Consider the following 16,967-nt stretch of genomic DNA (forward strand, 5'->3'; position numbering starts at 1 on the left):
GGTGGAACGAGGGGCGGACGGGGATTCGGCGCGGTCCGCGCCGGCGACGGGACGGCCGCGGCGCGACTGGCTGCTGCCGGGGGTCGCCGCCGCCTTCCTGATCGCCGCGCTGTTCTCCACCGGCGTCGTCGTGGTCGTCCAGGAAGTCCGCCGCCACGAGGCCGAGGGCCGCGCCTGGCAGCTGGCAAGCGCGGTCGCGCACGACTTCGCCGAGCGCCTCGACCGTTCGCTGTCGGCCTCCTACGCGCTGGCGACGCTGGTCCGCCAGGGGCAGGGCCGGATCGAGAATTTCGATGCGCTGGCGACCGAGATGATCCGCGTCTACGGCGGCATCTCCGCGCTGCAGCTGGCGCCCGGCGGCACCATCACGCAGGTCTCGCCGCTCGCCGGCAACGAGGCGGCGCTCGGCTTCTCGCCGCTCAACGACCCGAAGCAGGGGCCGGAGACACGGCGCGTGATCGCCGAGCGCAGGCTCGGCCTGACCGGCCCGTTCGAGCTGCGCCAGGGCGGCGTCGGCGTCGTCGGCCGGCATCCGATCTTCCTCCCCGACGAGCAGGGGCGCGAGCAGTTCTGGGGGCTGACGCAGGTGCTGATCCGCATCCCCGACCTGCTCGCGGCGACGCGCGTCAACGCGCTGGTCGAAGGCGGCTACGCCTACGAGCTGTGGCGCTTCCGTCCCGACGACGGCAGCCGTCACGTCTTCGCCAGCAGCGGCGGCAACCTCGCCGGGCGGCCGGTCGAGGTGCAGATCCCGGTGCCGAACGGGCACTGGACGCTGAGCATCGCGCCGGTGCGCGGCTGGCTGGCGCCGCTCGACATCGCCGTCGGCGGCGTCTCGGTGATCGTCTTCAGCCTGCTCGTGGCCTTTGCCGTCTACCTGCTGCTGCGCCAGCCTCACCTGCTGCGCCGCGAGGTCGAGCGGCAGACCGAGGCGCTGCGCGCGAGCGAGGCGCAGTACCGCGCGCTGTTCGACAACAACCCGCTGCCGATGGTGGTCTACGAGCCGCGCCGGCAGTTCATCCTCGACGCCAACCGCGCCTTTCTCGCCGGCTACGGCTTCGCGGCCGAGACGCTGCGCGCGATGCGCCTGCCCGACCTCTATCCGGAGGAGGAGCGCAGCCGGCTCGCCGACTACTTCGCCGAGCTCTCGCCGGGGCTGCAGCGCTGCGGCGAGTGGCACCTGCGCGGCAAGGACGGGCGCGTCGTCGACGCCGAGGTGACCGTACTCGACGTCGTCTACGAGGGGCGGCGGGCGCGGCTGATGCTGGCCGAGGACATCACCGAACGGAAGCGTGCCGAGGCGGCGTTGCGCCTGCAGAACTCGTGGCTGAAATCGGTGCTGACGCATTTCCCCGGCGGCGTCTCGGTGGTCGACAAGAATCTGCGCCTGGTCGAATGGAACGAGGAATTCCGCCGTCTGCTCGACTTCCCGCGCGAGATGTTCACCGCCGAACCGTGCACCATCGAGGACTTCGTGCGCTACAACGCGCTGCGCGGCGAATACGGCGACGTCGACCCCGACGCCTACGTGGCGGCGGCGATGGAGCGCGTGCGCCAGAACGTGCCGCACCACTTCGAGCGCACGCGGCCGGACGGCACCGTGCTCGAGGTGCGCGGCACGCCGCTGCCGGACGGCGGCTTCGTCACCTCCTACACCGACATCACCGAAAGGAAGCGCGCCGAGGCGCGGCTGCTCGCCGCCAACCAGCGCTATGAGGAGCTCAACGCCGAACTCGAGGCGCGTGTCGCCGAACGCACGCAGCGCCTCGCCGCCGAGGTCGAGGAGCGGCGGCTGGCGGAGGCGGCGGTGCGGCAGTCGGCGGAATGGCTGCGCGAGATCATCGACACGATGGCCTCCGGCATCCTGCTGTGGGACCACGCGCAGCGGCTGGCGGCGTGGAACGAGGCGTTCAAGCGGCTCTACCCCCACTCGACCGACCTGCTGCGGGTCGGGGTTCACCGCGACGAGCTGCGCCGCGGCATGGAGGAACGCGGCGACGTGCTGCGCAGCGACGACGCCGGCAGCGACTGGGAGCGCATCGGCGAGTGGGAGCGTGTGCTGCCCGACGGCCGCATCGTCCGCATCGAGCGGCTGGCGACCTCCGAGGGCGGCCGCCTGGTGCTGCAGACCGACATCACCGACCTGCGCCGGACCAAGGAAGTCCTCGCCCGCAACGAGCGCATGGCCTCGCTCGGCAACCTCGTCGCCGGCATCGCGCACGAGATCAACACGCCGATCGGCAACGCGCTGATGGTCGCTTCGGCGATGGGGCACCGCATCGCCGAGTTCGACGCGGCGCTGGCCTCCGGGCCGCTGCGCCGCTCGGTGCTGGATGCCTTCGTCAACAGCGTGCGCGAATCGGACGACCTGCTCGAGCGCAACCTGCTGCGCGCCGCCAACCTGATCCAGAACTTCAAGCAGGTGGCGGTCGACCAGACCAGCGACCGGCGCCGCGAGTTCGACCTGGCGACGGTGCTCGAGGAGGTGCGGATGACGCTGCTGCCGCGCCTCAAGCACAGCCCCTACCGGCTCGACCTCGAGTCCGAGGTCGGCCTGCGCCTCGACAGCTATCCCGGCGCCCTCGGCCAGATCGTCACCAACCTGGTCGAGAACGCGCTGCTGCACGCCTTCGACGGGCGCGAAGCGGGCCTCATCCGCGTGCGTGCCCGGGCGCTGCCCGACGCGCGCGTCGAGATCGTCTTCGCCGACGACGGCAACGGCATCCCGGCCGAACTGCTGCCGCGCGTTTTCGATCCCTTCTTCACCACCCGCCTCGGCAAAGGGGGCAGCGGCCTCGGCCTGTCGATCGTCCTCAACCTGGTGCGCGATCTGCTCGGCGGCGACATCGTCGTCGCCAGCATGCTCGGCGAGGGTACCCGCTTTACCATCACGCTGCCGCAGAAGGCGCCGCTGCAGGCCGATGCCGCCGCCTGAGGCGGCGGTTGCGCATTCATCTCAACGTGATGTATTGTTGACCCGAATCCGGCGTCCGGGTCCTTCATCTCCGGGCGCCGGCATTTCCTCTCCACCGTCACCCAACCCCCCCGGGTGGTGGCTGGTTTATGCCCGCGGGCGCTTCGGCGTGCCGCGGGTTTTCTTTTTCGGCCGGCCCGGTGCCGGTGTTTGCCGGTAAAATCGCGGGTTGTCGCGCGCCTTCGCAGACAAAACAAGAGACGGAGTTTTTCCCGATGACCGACAAGCAGCTGCCGCCGCTCGAGAAGCAGGATTTCGAGCTTCTCGCCGATTTCCGCTACCAGATCCGCAAGTTCCTCCGCTTCTCCGAGAACGTCACGCGCAAGGCCGGCATCACGCCGCTGCAGTACCTGATGCTGCTCAACATCAAGGGCTACCCCGGCCGCGAGTGGGCGACCATCGGCGAACTCGCCGAGCGCCTGCAGGCGCAGCACCACGGCGTCGTTGCGCTGGTCTCGCGCTGCGAGAAGCAGGGCTTCGTCGAGCGCCGCCGCTCGACCGAGGACCGCCGCCGGATCGAGGTGCGCCTGCTGCCGAAAGGCGAGGAATACGTCGCCCGGCTGGCCGGCGAGCACCGCAAGCAGCTGATCGCGCTGAACGGCCGCTTCAGCGTGCCGACCGCGACCTCGTTCTCCCACCACTGAGCGGCGCCGCCGCCGGAGCGCAGCGATGAAGATCGGATTCCTCGGGCTCGGCATCATGGGCCGGCCGATGGCGTTGAACCTGCTGCAGGGCGGGCACGAGCTGGTCGTCTGGGCGCGCCGCGCCGAATCGATGGCGCCGCTGGCCGCGGCCGGCGCGCAGACCGGCAGCAGCCCGGCCGACGTCGCCGGCCGCGTCGAGGTCGTCATCTCGATGGTCGCCGACGCGCCCGACGTCGCTGCGGTGATGCTCGGCGAGCGCGGCGTCGCTGCCGGCGCCCGGCCCGGGCTGGTGGCGGTCGACATGAGCACGATCGCGCCGGCGGCGGCGAAGGACATCGCCGCGCGGCTGCGCGACCAGGGCATCGCCTTCGTCGACGCGCCGGTCTCCGGCGGCGAGGTCGGCGCCATCGCCGGCACCTTGTCGATCATGGCCGGCGGCCGTGCCGAGGCCTTCGCCAAGGCGAAGCCGGCCTTCGACTGCATGGGCCGGAACGTCGTGCACGTCGGCGACTGCGGCGCCGGGCAGGTGGCCAAGGCCTGCAACCAGATCGTCACCGGCATGGGCGTGATGGCGGTGGCCGAGGCGCTGTGCTTCGCGCAGAAGGCCGGTGCCGATCCGGCGAGGGTGCGCGAGGCGCTGCTGGGCGGCTTCGCCTACTCGAAGATCCTGGAAAACCACGGCCAGCGCATGCTCGATCGCAATTTCCTGCCGGGCTTCAAGAGCTGGATGCACCAGAAGGACCTGAACATCGTCATGCAGAGCGCGCACGAGCTCGGGCTGATGCTGCCCGGCGCCGCGGCGACCGCGCAGATGTTCAACGCGATGGTCGGCTCCGGCCTCGGCGAGGAGGATTCGATCGCCGTGCTGAAGCTGCTCGAGAAGCTCTCCGGCCAGTCATGAAGCTCGGCTTCGTCGGCCTCGGCACGATGGGCCGCCCGATGGCGACGCGCCTCTTGCGCGCCGGCCACGAGCTCGCGGTGTGGGCGCGCCGCCCGGAAGCGGCGGCGCCGCTGGTCGCCGCCGGCGCCACGCCGTGCGCGTCGGCGGCCGAGGTCGCCCGCCGCTCCGAGATCGTCTTCACCATCGTCACCTACGGCCGCGACGTCGAGGCCGTCGTCTTCGGCGACGACGGGCTGGCGGCGGGCTTCGCGCCGGATTCCATCCTCGTCGACATGAGCACGATCGCGCCGGGCCTCGCGCGCGATATCGCGTCGCGGCTCGCCGCGCAGGGCGTGCACATGCTCGACGCGCCGGTCTCCGGCGGCGGCGTCGGTGCCGCGGCCGGCACGCTGGCGATCATGGCCGGCGGCGAGGCGGCAGTGCTCGAGCGCGTGCGCCCGCTGTTCGCGGTGCTCGGCAAGACCCTCGTGCACGTCGGCGGCAACGGCGCCGGGCAGGTCGCCAAGGCCTGCAACCAGATGGTCATGGTCGCCGCGATCGAGGCCGCCGCCGAGGCGATGCGGCTCGCCGCCGCCGCCGGCGTCGACCCGGAGAAGGTGCGCCAGGCGCTCGCCGGCGGCTCCGCCGGCAGCCGCGTGCTGGAGGTGTTCGGCGCGCGGATGACGCAGCGCGACTTCGCCGCCGGCGTCGAGGCGCGGCTGCACCACAAGGATTTCGGCATCGTGCTGCAGGAGGCGCACGCCATGGGCGTGCCGCTGCCGGTGACGGCGGCCGTCGGCCAGCAGTTGAATGCGCTGATGGCGCAGGGCTGGGGCGGCTGCGACACCGCCTCGCTGCTGCGCGTGCTCGAACGCAGCGGCGACTGATCGCGCGTCGTGCCGGCAATGCCCACGGCATTTGCGGCGCTGGTATGATCTTCCGCGCGCGACTGTTGTCTGACTGACCAAGGCCCCCGCAGAGGGGCGTACCTTCCGAAGGAGGACGCGATGAACCGGATGCTGGCGGTCCCGGAGTTGTTGGCCATCTTCGACCACGCCCCGGTCGGCATCGTGCTCGTCCGCGACGGGCATCTCCAGCATTGCAACCGCCGCTTCTGCGACCTGCTCGGCTACGCCGCCGACGAAGTCTTCGGCCAGCCGGCCCGCGTGCTCTACGCCAGCGAGGAGGAGTACCTCCGCCTGCGCCGCTGGGCCCGCCGCGCGCTGCTCGCCGGCGACGCCTTCGACGTCGAGGTGCCGCTGCGCCGCTGCGACGGGCGCCTGATCTACTGCCGCCTCTACGCCGCGGCGATCCACCGCGAGGCGCCGCGCGAAGGCACCATCTGGATCGTCGAGGACCTCGAGGAGCAGACCCGGATCAAGGACGAGCTGTGGGACACCCAGCGCGACCTCGAGGCCACCTTCGCCGCCGCCCAGGTCGGCATCATGCTGCTGCGCGACCGGCGCATCGTGCGCAACAACCCGCGCATGGAGGAGATGTTCGGCTACCCGGCGGGCGAGATGGTCGGCTGCTCGTCGCGCATCCTCTACATCTCCGATGGCGAGTTCGAGGCGGCCGGCAACATCTACGCGATCATCGCCGCCGGCGGCACGCACCGCCGCGAGCAGTGGCTGCGGCGCAAGGATGGCAGCACCTTCTGGGCGCAGGTCAGCGGCCGCTTCGTCGACATGCACCAGCCGGACCTCGGCTCGGTGTGGATCGTCGAGGACATGACCGAAAGGAAGCGCCAGGACGAGCGCCTGCAGGCCGCGCTCGCCGAGCAGCGGATGATCTTCGACAACGCCGCCTTCGGCATCACCTACGTCAGCGGCGAGCAGATGCAACGCTGCAACCACCGCTTCGCCGGCATGCTCGGCTACACCCCGGAGGAACTGGCCGGTCGCCTGGTGCAGGAGATCTTTCCCGATGACGCGGCCTACCGCGACTACGCGGCGGGCGCCGAGAACGAACTGCGCCGGCACGGCGCCTTCGTCGGCGAGACGCAGGTGCGCAGGAAGGACGGCAGCCTGTTCTGGATGCGTGGCACGGCGCAGCGCGTGTCATGGGAGCAGGGCGGCGGCGCGATCTGGATCTGCGAGGACATCACCGAGCGCCGCCAGGCGCAGGAGGCGCTGCTGCGCGCGCACGAGGAGCTCGAGGTGCGCGTCGCCGAGCGTACCGCCGAGCTGGAGACCGCCAACGTCCAGCTGCAGTCGGAGATCTTCGAGCGCATGCAGGCCGAGGAGCGCGTCTGGCACATCGCCCACCACGACGCGCTGACCGGGCTGCCCAACCGCAGCCTGCTGCAGGACCGCCTCGGCCAGGCGCTGGCCGGCGCCGAGCGCGCCGGCAACCTGGTGGCGGTGCTCTTCCTCGACCTCGACCGCTTCAAGGCGGTGAACGATACCCTCGGCCACGACGTCGGCGACGCGCTGCTGAAGGTCGTCGCCGCGCGGCTCGCCGGCGCCGTGCGCGACGTCGACACCGTCTGCCGGCTCGGCGGCGACGAGTTCGTCGTCGTCCTCGGCGCGGTCGGCGGCACCGACGATGCGGTGATGGTCGCCGAGCGCATCGTCGACGAACTGGCGCAGCCGGCCGAGGTGATGGGGCACGCGCTGCGCGTGTCGACCTCGATCGGCATCAGCCTGTTCCCCGAGGATGGCCGCGACGCGCAGACGCTGATGAAGAACGCCGACACCGCGATGTACACCGCGAAGAACCGCGGCCGCAACAACTTCCAGTTCTTCTCGCCGGCGATGAACGACCTCGCCAGCCGCTTCTTCCGGCTCGAGCAGCGGCTGCGCCGCGCCGTCGAGCGCAACGAGTTCGTGCTCCACTTCCAGCCGCAGGTCGATGTCGCCCAGCGCCGCGTCTGCGGCGTCGAGGCGCTGGTGCGCTGGCAGGATCCGGAGGCCGGGCTGGTACCGCCGGCCGAATTCATCCCGGTCGCCGAGGAGACCGGCCTCATCCTCGAACTCGGCGAATGGGTGCTGCGCGGCGCCTGCCGGCAGATCCGCGCCTGGCACGACGCCGGCTGGCCGCAGGTGCCGGTGGCGGTGAACCTGTCGCCGCGCCAGTTCCAGCAGAGCGATCTGGTCGAGCGCGTGCGCGCGATCCTCGCCGAGACCGGCGTGCCGCCGGCGATGCTCGAGCTGGAGATCACCGAATCGAGCCTGATGCACAGCGTCGAGGAAGCGCTGGCGCAGGTGCAGGCGCTCGCCGACATGGGCGTGCGCCTGGCCATCGACGACTTCGGCACCGGCTACTCCAGTCTCGCCTACCTCAAGCGCTTCCCGGTCAGTCGGCTGAAGATAGACCGCTCCTTCGTGCGCGACCTGTGCGACGACCGCGACGACGCGGCGATCGTCGCCTCGATCATCGGGCTGGCCCGGAGCCTGGCGCTCGAGGTCGTTGCCGAAGGCGTCGAAACCGCGCCGCAGCTCGCCGCGCTGCGCGACGAAGGCTGCCGGCACTGTCAGGGCTACCTGTTCTCGAAGCCGAGGCCGGCGGAGGAGGTGGCGGCGATTTTTGCGGCGGGGGCGGTGTGAATCGGCTGGTTGGGTGGGGCTGCAAACGGCCAGAAGTGGCCGGTCTGACTCTCTGCGCAATTGCGGTCGTTGGGTTCTGCCTTCTGCGAAACAACTTCAGTCGCTGAAGCCGCGCAGGCCGCTCACTTCTACGTTGGCCCTTGATGAAAGAAATGGCCTCAACAATGACGGAAAAAGCGGCATATCCTGCGTTCGGCCGAGTCGTCGTGATCGTGGGCGTGGTTCTTGCGCTCTTAACTGGCTGTGTCGTGCCGCTCATGGAGCCCCAGGGGCGATACTACAAGGGGTCACCGCGGACCCCTGTGGGGGCATATATGTCTGCTGTAACCGTTGGCGGGTTAAGGCAGGATGCAGTCATTTATTCCGTGAGCTTTACACCGCTTGACCGCTCCCCGGAATTCGTTCTCGTTCTTCGCGGTGGCCGTAAGGTTCGCAGCACTGATATTTCTCCGGGACTGCTGCGACAACACGCCAAGTTCACTCGTACGATACAAAGCGGCCCATTTTCCGGTAGTGATGTTTATAGCGATGGATTGATAACGTTCACAGTTCTGCCGGAGGGAGCGATTTACCTGACGGTAGGAGCTAACCCGTACTGTGACCCGGTAGACCCCATGGTTTTTGAGACTGTCGATGGTCGCAAGACCTATGGTTTTCCGATGCTATACGGTGACTTTCTCGAGTTATTTGGGCCACCCGATGAAACTTCCTCTGTCTTTATGTTTACGCGAGCGCCGTGCGCATTGGAACACCGACGAAGCCGGTGATGTGGAAACAGTGGCAGGAAAATAGGGCTGGGTCCATGTGATCCGGCCCTGCTTACCGAGGCATTGGAGAAGCGCGGCTCATGAAGGCGTATAACTTCAGGTGGAATGGGCGGACAAAAGTGGTTCGCCGTTCACCACAACGTTGAACGACCGCATTCTCAGGTCGGCAACTTCTGCTTTGGGGCGGAAGTCGTTCCCTCCCGAAGCGAGTGGGTCGGCTTTTGCCGATCCACTCGCACTAATAGTTCATCCCAAGCTAGCTCAACGCTCCCGCCCATGCCGCCGTCCGCGGTCGTCGTCGTCCCACTGCCGGTGGCGATGGTCGCGGTCGTGGCGGTCGTAGTAGTGGTGGTGCCGCTCGCGGTACCTCGGCACATAGACGCGGTCGTACCAGTCGCCGCGCACGAAATAGACGCGCTCGCCGCAGGCGCCGTACTTGTGGCAGTGCTTGCCCCAGTTCCTGGCGTGTCCCGGCGGCACGTGCATGTAGATCGGCGGGCGGTAGTAGGGAACGTGCTCGATCACGATCGGTTGCGGGTACATCAGGTACGGCCGCGGGTAGCCGCCGATGTCGATCTGCCCGTAGAAGCCGGGCTGGCCGATGCCGATCGAGATGCCGACGTCGGAGGCGCGGGCGGGGGCGCTCAGCACGGTGGCGAGCGCGGCGAGGGTGATCAGGATGCGTTTCATGGTGCATGACTCCTTTCGCAGGTCATGCCCTGAAAACGCGGCAGCGGCGCCGGCTGCCGACAGGCAGTTGTTACAAAACGTAACGCGGGTTCAGGCGTCCTGCTGGCCGTAGCCGGCGAACTTCTCGAGCACGGTGCGCATCTCGTTGGCGCCGAGCAGCACCGGTTCGCCCATCTGGCAGGCGCGCCAGTACTGCTCGCAGAGCGCCTCCAGCTCGACGCCGAGGTCGAGCGCGTGCTTCAGGTCGCGGCCGAAGAGCAGCATGCCGTGGTTGGCGAGCAGGCAGGCCGAGCGGCCGTCGAGTGCAGCGAGTGCGGCGTCCGAGAGCTCCTGCGTGCCGAAGGTGGCGTAGCCGGCGCAGCGGATGGTGTCGCCGCCGAAGCGGACGATCATGTAGTGGAAGGGCGGGATCTCGCGCCTGAGGCAGGCGAGGCTGGTGGCGAACGGCGAGTGCGCGTGCAGCACGGCGCCGGCCTCCGGCCGTGCGGTGTAGAGGTCGCGGTGGAAGCGCCACTCGGAGGAGGGTTTGCGGCGGCCTTCGAAGCTGCCGTCGAGGCGCATGAAGACGATGTCGGACGGCGTCAGCGTCTCGTAGTCCATGCCGGTCGGCGTGATCAGGAAGCCGTGCTCGCCGTTCTTGTCGACGCGCACCGAGAGGTTGCCGGCGGTGCCCTTGTTCAGCCCGACCGCGGCCATGCGGCGGGCGGTGGCGATCAGTTCGGCGCGCAGCTCAGCCATGCCGCTCCTCCGGGTAGAGCGTGGCGAGCGCGTGCGCGGCGGCGCTGCCGCGCTCGGTGATGACGGCGGCAACGAAGCGCGCCGGCGTCACGTCGAAGGCCGGGTTGGCCACCGCTTCGTCCTTCGCCAGCTGGCGCACCGCCGCCGGCCGGCCGTCGCTGCCGGTGCCGTTCACGACGCGCAGTTCGTCGCCCTCGCGTTCCTCGATCGGGATCGCGTCGCCGGCGGCGCAGCCGAAGTCCAGCGTCGAGCGCGGCGCGGCGACGTAGAACGGCACGCCGGCTTCCTTCGCGGCGAGCGCCTTGAGATAGGTGCCGACCTTGTTGGCGACGTCGCCGTTGGCGGCGATGCGGTCGGCGCCGACGATCACCGCGTCGACCTCGCCGCGCGCCAGCAGCAGGCCGGCGGCGTTGTCGGCGATCAGCGTGTGTGGTACGCCGTGCTGCTGCAGCTCCCATGCGGTCAACAGGCCCTGGTTGCGCGGCCGCGTCTCGGAAACCCAGACGCGCACGTCGATGCCGGCGTCGAAGGCGGCGTAGACCGGGGACAGCGCGGTGCCGTGGTCGACGGTGGCCAGCCAGCCGGCGTTGCAGTGGGTCATCACGTCCAGCCGGCCGCGCTTTTCCGCGAGCGGTCGCAGCAGCGCCAGCCCGTGCTCGCCGATCGCGCGGTTCTGCGCGACGTCCTCGTCGGCGATCGCCTCGGCCTCGCGCCAGGCGGCCGCGCCGCGCTCGATCGCCGGCAGCGGCGCGAGGTGCGCCTGCATGCGCTGGAGCGCCCAGTGCAGGTTGACCGCGGTCGGCCGCGTGCCGCCGAGGGTGGCGACGGCGTTGGCCAGCGCCGCGTCGCTGGCGTCGCGCAACAGCGCCAGCGCGACACCGTAGGCGGCGGTGGCGCCGATCAGCGGCGCGCCGCGCACCTGCATGCTGCGGATCGCGTGCGCCGCGTCTTCCAGCGAGGCCAGCCGCAGCACGCGGTAGGCGTGCGGCAGCGCGGTCTGGTCGATGATGTCGACGGCGGCGTGGTCGGCGACGCGCCAGATGCTGCGGGTGGGGACGTTATTGACTTTCATGCCTGCCATTTTACAGTGGCGGCTTCACCTTTCCGCGCAGGTTTTCCATGCTCTCGCCCGTCGCCGTCGATTCCAAGCTGCCCTGGGTCGGCACCACGATCTTCACCGTGATGTCCAAGCTCGCCGCCGACTGCGGCGCGATCAACCTGTCGCAGGGCTTCCCCGACTTCCAGGCCGAGCCGGCGCTGTTCGACGCGGTGCACCGGGCGATGCTCTCCGGCCGCAACCAGTATGCGCCGATGGCCGGCATGCCCGAGCTGCGCCAGGGCATCGCCGACAAGGTGGCGGCGCTGTACGGCACGCGCTACGACGTCGATGCCGAGATCACCGTCACCGCCGGCGCGACGCAGGCGATCTACACGGCGATCGCCGCCTTCGTCCGCCCCGGCGACGAGGTGATCGTCTTCGAGCCGGTGTACGACAGCTACGTGCCGGCGATCGAGACCGTCGGCGGCCGCGCCGTCTATTCGCGGCTGACCTTCCCCGACTACCGGCCGGACTGGAACCACGTGAAATCGCTGATCGGCCCGCGCACGCGGATGATCATCGTGAACACGCCGAACAACCCGAGCTGCAGCCTGTTTGCCGCCGAGGACATGGCGGTGCTCGCCGAACTGACGCGCGACACCGACATCGTCGTCCTCGGCGACGAGGTGTACGAGCACATCTGCTACGAGGGTGCGCACCAGAGCCTGTGCCGGCACCCGGAGCTGGCCGCGCGCAGCCTCGTCGTTTCCTCGTTCGGCAAGACCTACCACATCACCGGCTGGAAGATCGGCTACGTGGTCGGCCCGCAGCCGCTGATGACGGAATTCCGCAAGGTGCACCAGTTCAACGTGTTCACCGTGAACACGCCGGGGCAGCTCGGCATCGCCGAGTACCTGCAGGATGCCTCGCGCCACCTCGGGCTGGTCGACTTCTACCGGCAGAAGCGCGACTTCTTCCGTGAGCAGCTGCAGGGCTCCCGCTTCGAGCTGCTGCCCTGCCGCGGCACCTACTTCCAGCTGGCGCGCTACGGCGCGATCTCGGACAAGCCCGACCGCGAATTCGCCGAATGGATGACGCGCGCAGTCGGCGTCGCGGTGATCCCGGTCTCGGCCTTCTACCACGACGGCCACGACGACCGCGTCGTGCGCTTCTGCTTTGCCAAGAAGGAGGAGACGCTGGCCGCGGCCGGCGAGCGGCTGCGGCGGGTGTAGCGCTTCGCCGGCGCGGCGGGCGGTGAGACAATGACGGCCGTCTATCCCGGAAGCCGTTCGCGATGTCGCCGAAATATCTTCTGTCCCTGCTGCTCGTCGCGCTGCTGGCCGCGCCGGCCGGCGCCGAGCCGATGCCCCTGTCGGTCAGCGTGCCCGGCCCCGGTGCCACCGCCTACCTGCCGGTCGAGCTGATCCCGAAGATCGGCGCCGACAAGGCGGAAGGCGCCGAGCTGCAGATCAGCTTCGCGCCCAGCGGCGGCGGCGCGCTCGCCGACCTCACCGGCAACAACGCCGACTTCGCGGTGGTTGGCATGCCGGCGGCGATGTCGCTGCACCTGAAGGACCCGCGCATCGTCGTGCTGGCCGCGGTGAACGACCTGCCGCTGTACGTGCTGATGGTGCGCGAGGGGCTGCGCGGGCAGGTGCGCGAGCCGGCCGACCTGAAGGGGCGCGTGATCGGCCTGCACAGCGACTCGGCGACGACCAAGAACACCTCGCAGCAGGTGCTCGAACTGATCTTCCGCCGCGCCGGCGTGCCGCCCGGCAGCTACCGCAAGATCAGTGTCGGCCGGCGCTGGGAGTCGGAGTCGATGATGCTGAAGAGCGGCGCCGCCGACGCGGTGATCGCCGACGAGCCGCACGCGACGCGGATGGTCGAGGAGAAAGTGGCCTTCCCGCTGCTGCATCTGGGCGATCCGCAGACGATGCGCCTCTACGCCGGCACCGGCTTCCTGCGCGGCGTGCTGGTCGCGCGCCAGGATCGCATCGCGCGCGACCCCGAGCGCCACGAGAAGATGGTGCGCATCCTGCAGCGCGCGCTGCAGTGGATCGCGACGCACTCGCCCGAGGAGGTCGCCGACCTGGCCGGCGTCACCGACGCCGACGAGCGCCGGCGGCTGGTCCGCGTGCTGCGCCAGTACCCGCGCCAGTACAGCACCGACGGCAAGTTCTCGGCGCGCCAGCTGGCGGCGACCGAGATCTTCTTCATCGACTCGCAGCGCGGCAACTCGGCCGCCGAGCATTTCCGCGTCGAGTCGATGGTGGTCGACCGCTGGGTAGGCAGGAAGGAATAGGCCGCCGATGCCGCAGCGCCGACTCGCCCGCCAGCTGATCCTCGTCCTCGTCCTGTGCGGCGTGCTGACCGCGCTGGTCAGCGTCTGGCTGCTGCATTCCGCCAACGCGAAATATTTCGCGACGCGCCGCGCCAGCACCGAGACGCACTTCGTCGGCGTCATCTCCGGGCTGGAGCAGCAGTGGGGGCGCGAGGCCTTCAGCGTGAAGACGCGCATCGAGTCGCTGCGCTATCTCGAAAGCCGTCCGCGCCAGCTGGAGGCGCTGGCGGTCCACCTGACCAGCCTCGGGCGCAGCCTGGAGTTCCCGCTGCTGCGCATCGAGGACGCGCACGGCGGCGTGCTGGCCAGGTTCGAGTACCTCCGCCGCGAGCCGCCGAAGGTGCATTTCCGCGCCGGCCAGGAGTCGGCCTGGGTGTTCGACGACAAGGGCGGGCACCTCTACCTCGCGCTGCGCGTGCCGATCTGGCTCGGCGCCGAGAGCGGCTACCTGGTGCTGTTCAAGCCGATCGACCACGCCCAGCTCAGCGGCTACGACTATCCCGAGACGCGCCTCAGCCTGTGGTGGCAGGGGCGGCCGGTGGCGTCGTCGGAGGGGCGCGACGGTCTTGCCGCGGCGCTCGCGGCAAGCCGGCGCGGCGACGATCCGGCGCTGATCCGGCTGCCCTGGGGCGGTGCCGATCCGATCGAATTCCCGGTGCTGATGGTCGAGTTGACCTCGCCGTCGCTGCTCGGCGCGGAGGCGCTGGTGCTGCCGCTGATCGTCGGCTTCGTGCCGCTCGCCGTCGCGCTCTTCCTCGTCTTCCGCGGACGCGGCGTCGCCGGCCGCAGCGGGGCGGGCTCCGGCGAGCGCTGACGCTGGCTAGAGGCCGGTGCTCAGTTCGGCCAGCTGCCGGCGGGCGGCGGCGAATTCCGCGCGCAGCGCTTCCAGCAGCGGGCCTGCGCCCTCGGTGGTGCCGTCGCGACCGAGCCGCTCCAGCGCCATGCAGACGTCGCGCATGCGCAGCGCACCGAGGTTCTCGATGCTGGAGAGGTAGCGGTGCGCGGCGTGGTCGAGCTGCATCGCGTCACCCTTGCGGATCGCCTCGGCGATCGTGTCCAGATGCTGCGGGGAATCGTGGCAGAACATCTCGATGATGCCGCCGACCAGGTGCGGGTTGCTGTCGTCCTGCAGCTCCATCAGGTGCGCGATGCGCTTGCGGTCGATCACCGGCGGCGCGGCCGCGGCGGGGGCTTCGTCGGCGACGGCGGGCGTCGCCGCCGGGTGCGCGGCGCGGCGCAGCACGGCGCGGATGTCGGCGAGCTCGACCGGTTTCGAGACGTAGTCGTCCATGCCGGCGGCGAGGCACTTCTCGCGGTCGCCGGGCATCGCGTTGGCGGTCATCGCGATCACCCGCGGTGCCGCCGCTTCGGCGAAGCGCATCTTCAGCCGCCGCGTCGCCTCGAGGCCGTCCATCTCCGGCATGTGCACGTCCATCAGCACGACGTCGTAGTTCTGCCGCTCGAGCGCGTCGAGCACTTCGAGGCCGCTGGCGACGAGGTCGGCGCGGTAGCCGAGGTGCGCCAGCATCTGCTGCACGACCTTCTGGTTCACGGTGTTGTCCTCGGCGACCAGGATCGTCAGCGGCAAGGTGTCGGCCAGCCGCGGCAGGCCGCGCGGCGCTGGCGGCTGGTCTGCCGGCGCCGCGATGCGCATCGCATGGAGGAGCGCATCGAGCAGCGCCGAGGGCTTGATCGGTTTGTTCAGGTAGGCGGCGAACATGGCCTCGTCGAGCGCCGTCTCGCGCGGCCGGCCGGCCACCGAGGTCAGCATCACCAGCGGCAGCGCCTGCGCGTCGCGGTGCTTGCGGATTTCCCGTGCCAGCGACAGGCCGTCCATCTCCGGCATGCTCATGTCGAGGATGCCGACGTCGAAGGCGTGGCCGTGGCGGACGAAGTCGAGCGCCTCGATGCCGGAGGCCGCCGCCGACGGCAGCATGCCCCAGACCAGCGCCTGCTTGACCAGGATGCGGCGGTTGGTGGCGTTGTCGTCGACGATCAGCACGCGGCGGCCGGCGAGCGACGACGAGTGCTCCTGCAGGAAGTGGTTGGCGAGCTGCGATCCGGCCGCCTCGGCGACGATCGTGAAGCTGAAGGTCGAGCCGGCGCCGACCTCGCTGTCGACCCACATGCGGCCGCCCATGATCTCGGCCAGGCGCTTGCTGATCGCCAGTCCGAGTCCGGTGCCGCCGTATTTGCGCGTCGTCGAGGCGTCGACCTGCGTAAACGACTGGAACAGCAGCGGCAGCTTCTCGTCGGCGATGCCGATGCCGGTGTCGCGTACCGCGAAGCAGATCTCGTGGCGCCCGTCGTCGAGTTCGCTGCCGGCGACGGTGACGACGACCTCGCCGCGGTGCGTGAACTTGATCGCGTTGGACAACAGGTTGACCAGGATCTGGCGCAGCCGCGTGGCGTCGCTGACCAGCGACGCGGGCACGCTGTCGTCGATGAAGTAGGCGAGGTTGATGTTCTTCTCGCCGGCCTCGGCGCTGATCAGGTCGAGCGATTCCTCGAGGCAGCGGCGCAGGTCGACCGGCTGCCGCTCGACGTCGAGCTTGCCGATCTCGATCTTCGAGTAGTCGAGGATGTCGTTGATGATCGTCAGCAGCGTCTCGCTGCTGGCGCGCACGGTCTCGGTGTAGTCGCGCTGCTCGTCGTTGATCGGCGTGTTGAGCAACAGGCTGGTCATGCCGATCACCGCATTGAGCGGGGTGCGGATCTCGTGGCTCATGTTGGCGAGGAACATGCTCTTCGCCTGCATCGCCGCCTCGGCCGCCTCCTTCGCCGCCTCCAGCTCGCGCTCGCGGGCGACGCGGGCGCTGATGTCGCGCAGGATCACCGTGTAGATCGAGTCCGCTTCCGTGCCCAGCTTGGAGATCGAGGCCTCCGCCGGGAATTCGCTGCCGTCCTTGCGCACGGCGAAAATCGGGCGCCGCTGCGACATCCTCCGGGCCACCTCGCCGGAGCGGTGGAAGCCCTCGACCAGCTGCGCGTGCTCGGCGCGGTAGCGCGGCGGCAGGAAGAGGTCGATCTCGCGGCCGAGCACTTCCCCTTCGCACCAGCCGAAGATGCGCTCGGCGCCGTGGTTGAAGAGAATGGTGCGGAAACCGCGGTCGAAGCAGATGATCGCGTCGTCGGCGATGCTGACGATGCCGCGCAGCTGCTCGGCGGTGAGCGGGACAGAGTCCGCGTTGGTAGGCACAGGTGTTTGCTCCCGATCGTTCTTGCGGCCCTGTCGGTTGCCGCCCCTTGAACGATAAGAAACATAACTTTCGTCATAGTTCCCGAAATGTCGGGAATGTCACGATCCTGTCACGAATTGCCGGTGCCCGCCGCGAAGCGGGCG

The 16,967-nt window shown here is 69.7% G+C and carries 12 protein-coding genes; 8 read left to right on the top strand and 4 right to left on the bottom strand.

All coding sequences use genetic code 11. From position 1 onward, the window contains the following. Position 1 precedes the first annotated feature (1 nt). The 5 genes from IWH25_RS07855 (at position 2) to IWH25_RS07875 (ending at position 8,046) form a co-directional block, all read left to right on the top strand. On the top strand, positions 2–2,935 hold the full coding sequence (locus tag IWH25_RS07855) for a PAS-domain containing protein (protein WP_203388759.1): 2,934 nt from the start codon (positions 2–4) through the stop codon (positions 2,933–2,935). A 254-nt stretch (positions 2,936–3,189) separates the two neighbouring features. Continuing rightward, on the top strand, positions 3,190–3,618 hold the full coding sequence (locus tag IWH25_RS07860) for a MarR family winged helix-turn-helix transcriptional regulator (protein WP_203388760.1): 429 nt from the start codon (positions 3,190–3,192) through the stop codon (positions 3,616–3,618). Positions 3,619–3,643: 25 nt separating this feature from the next. Further along, positions 3,644–4,519, top strand: a complete 876-nt coding sequence (locus IWH25_RS07865; protein ID WP_203388761.1) for an NAD(P)-dependent oxidoreductase — start codon at positions 3,644–3,646, stop codon at positions 4,517–4,519. Continuing rightward, positions 4,516–5,385 (top strand): NAD(P)-dependent oxidoreductase, encoded by an 870-nt coding sequence (locus IWH25_RS07870; protein ID WP_203388762.1) that lies wholly within the window; start codon positions 4,516–4,518, stop codon positions 5,383–5,385. The genes IWH25_RS07865 and IWH25_RS07870 overlap by 4 nt, the downstream gene beginning before the upstream one ends. A gap of 120 nt (positions 5,386–5,505) precedes the next feature. Continuing rightward, complete coding sequence (locus IWH25_RS07875; RefSeq protein WP_203388763.1) at positions 5,506–8,046, top strand: sensor domain-containing protein; 2,541 nt, start codon at positions 5,506–5,508, stop codon at positions 8,044–8,046. A gap of 1,028 nt (positions 8,047–9,074) precedes the next feature. Here IWH25_RS07875 and IWH25_RS07880 read toward each other — a convergent pair. From IWH25_RS07880 to mtnA, 3 genes are all read right to left on the bottom strand, one after another. Then, entirely contained in the window at positions 9,075–9,503 is a 429-nt protein-coding gene (locus IWH25_RS07880) for a hypothetical protein (RefSeq protein ID WP_203388764.1), read from the bottom strand. Between the two features lie 90 nt (positions 9,504–9,593). Beyond that, positions 9,594–10,241, bottom strand: coding sequence for a class II aldolase/adducin family protein (locus IWH25_RS07885; RefSeq protein ID WP_203388765.1), 648 nt, complete (start codon positions 10,239–10,241; stop codon positions 9,594–9,596). Then, positions 10,234–11,313, bottom strand: coding sequence for an S-methyl-5-thioribose-1-phosphate isomerase (mtnA, locus tag IWH25_RS07890; RefSeq protein ID WP_203388766.1), 1,080 nt, complete (start codon positions 11,311–11,313; stop codon positions 10,234–10,236). The genes IWH25_RS07885 and mtnA overlap by 8 nt, the downstream gene beginning before the upstream one ends. 47 nt (positions 11,314–11,360) lie before the next feature. Between mtnA and IWH25_RS07895 the strand changes: the two genes are divergently transcribed. The 3 genes from IWH25_RS07895 (at position 11,361) to IWH25_RS07905 (ending at position 14,438) form a co-directional block, all read left to right on the top strand. Next, a complete protein-coding gene (locus IWH25_RS07895) occupies positions 11,361–12,512 on the top strand; it encodes a pyridoxal phosphate-dependent aminotransferase (RefSeq protein ID WP_203388767.1) in 1,152 nt (383 codons plus the stop codon). Between the two features lie 62 nt (positions 12,513–12,574). Continuing rightward, entirely contained in the window at positions 12,575–13,585 is a 1,011-nt protein-coding gene (locus tag IWH25_RS07900) for an ABC transporter substrate-binding protein (RefSeq protein ID WP_203388768.1), read from the top strand. Positions 13,586–13,592: 7 nt separating this feature from the next. Next, positions 13,593–14,438 carry a hypothetical protein gene (locus tag IWH25_RS07905; RefSeq protein WP_203388769.1) on the top strand — a complete coding sequence of 282 codons (846 nt, stop codon included), beginning with the start codon at positions 13,593–13,595 and terminating at the stop codon, positions 14,436–14,438. 6 nt (positions 14,439–14,444) lie between these two features. On the opposite strand, the gene IWH25_RS07910 is transcribed toward IWH25_RS07905, so the two are convergent. Next, the gene (locus tag IWH25_RS07910) at positions 14,445–16,823 is read right to left on the bottom strand and encodes a response regulator (RefSeq protein ID WP_203388770.1); all 2,379 of its coding nucleotides are present in this window, start codon (positions 16,821–16,823) and stop codon (positions 14,445–14,447) included. Positions 16,824–16,967 lie beyond the last annotated feature (144 nt).

Source organism: Azospira restricta (assembly GCF_016858125.1).
In the GTDB taxonomy this organism is placed as follows: domain Bacteria; phylum Pseudomonadota; class Gammaproteobacteria; order Burkholderiales; family Rhodocyclaceae; genus Proximibacter; species Proximibacter restrictus.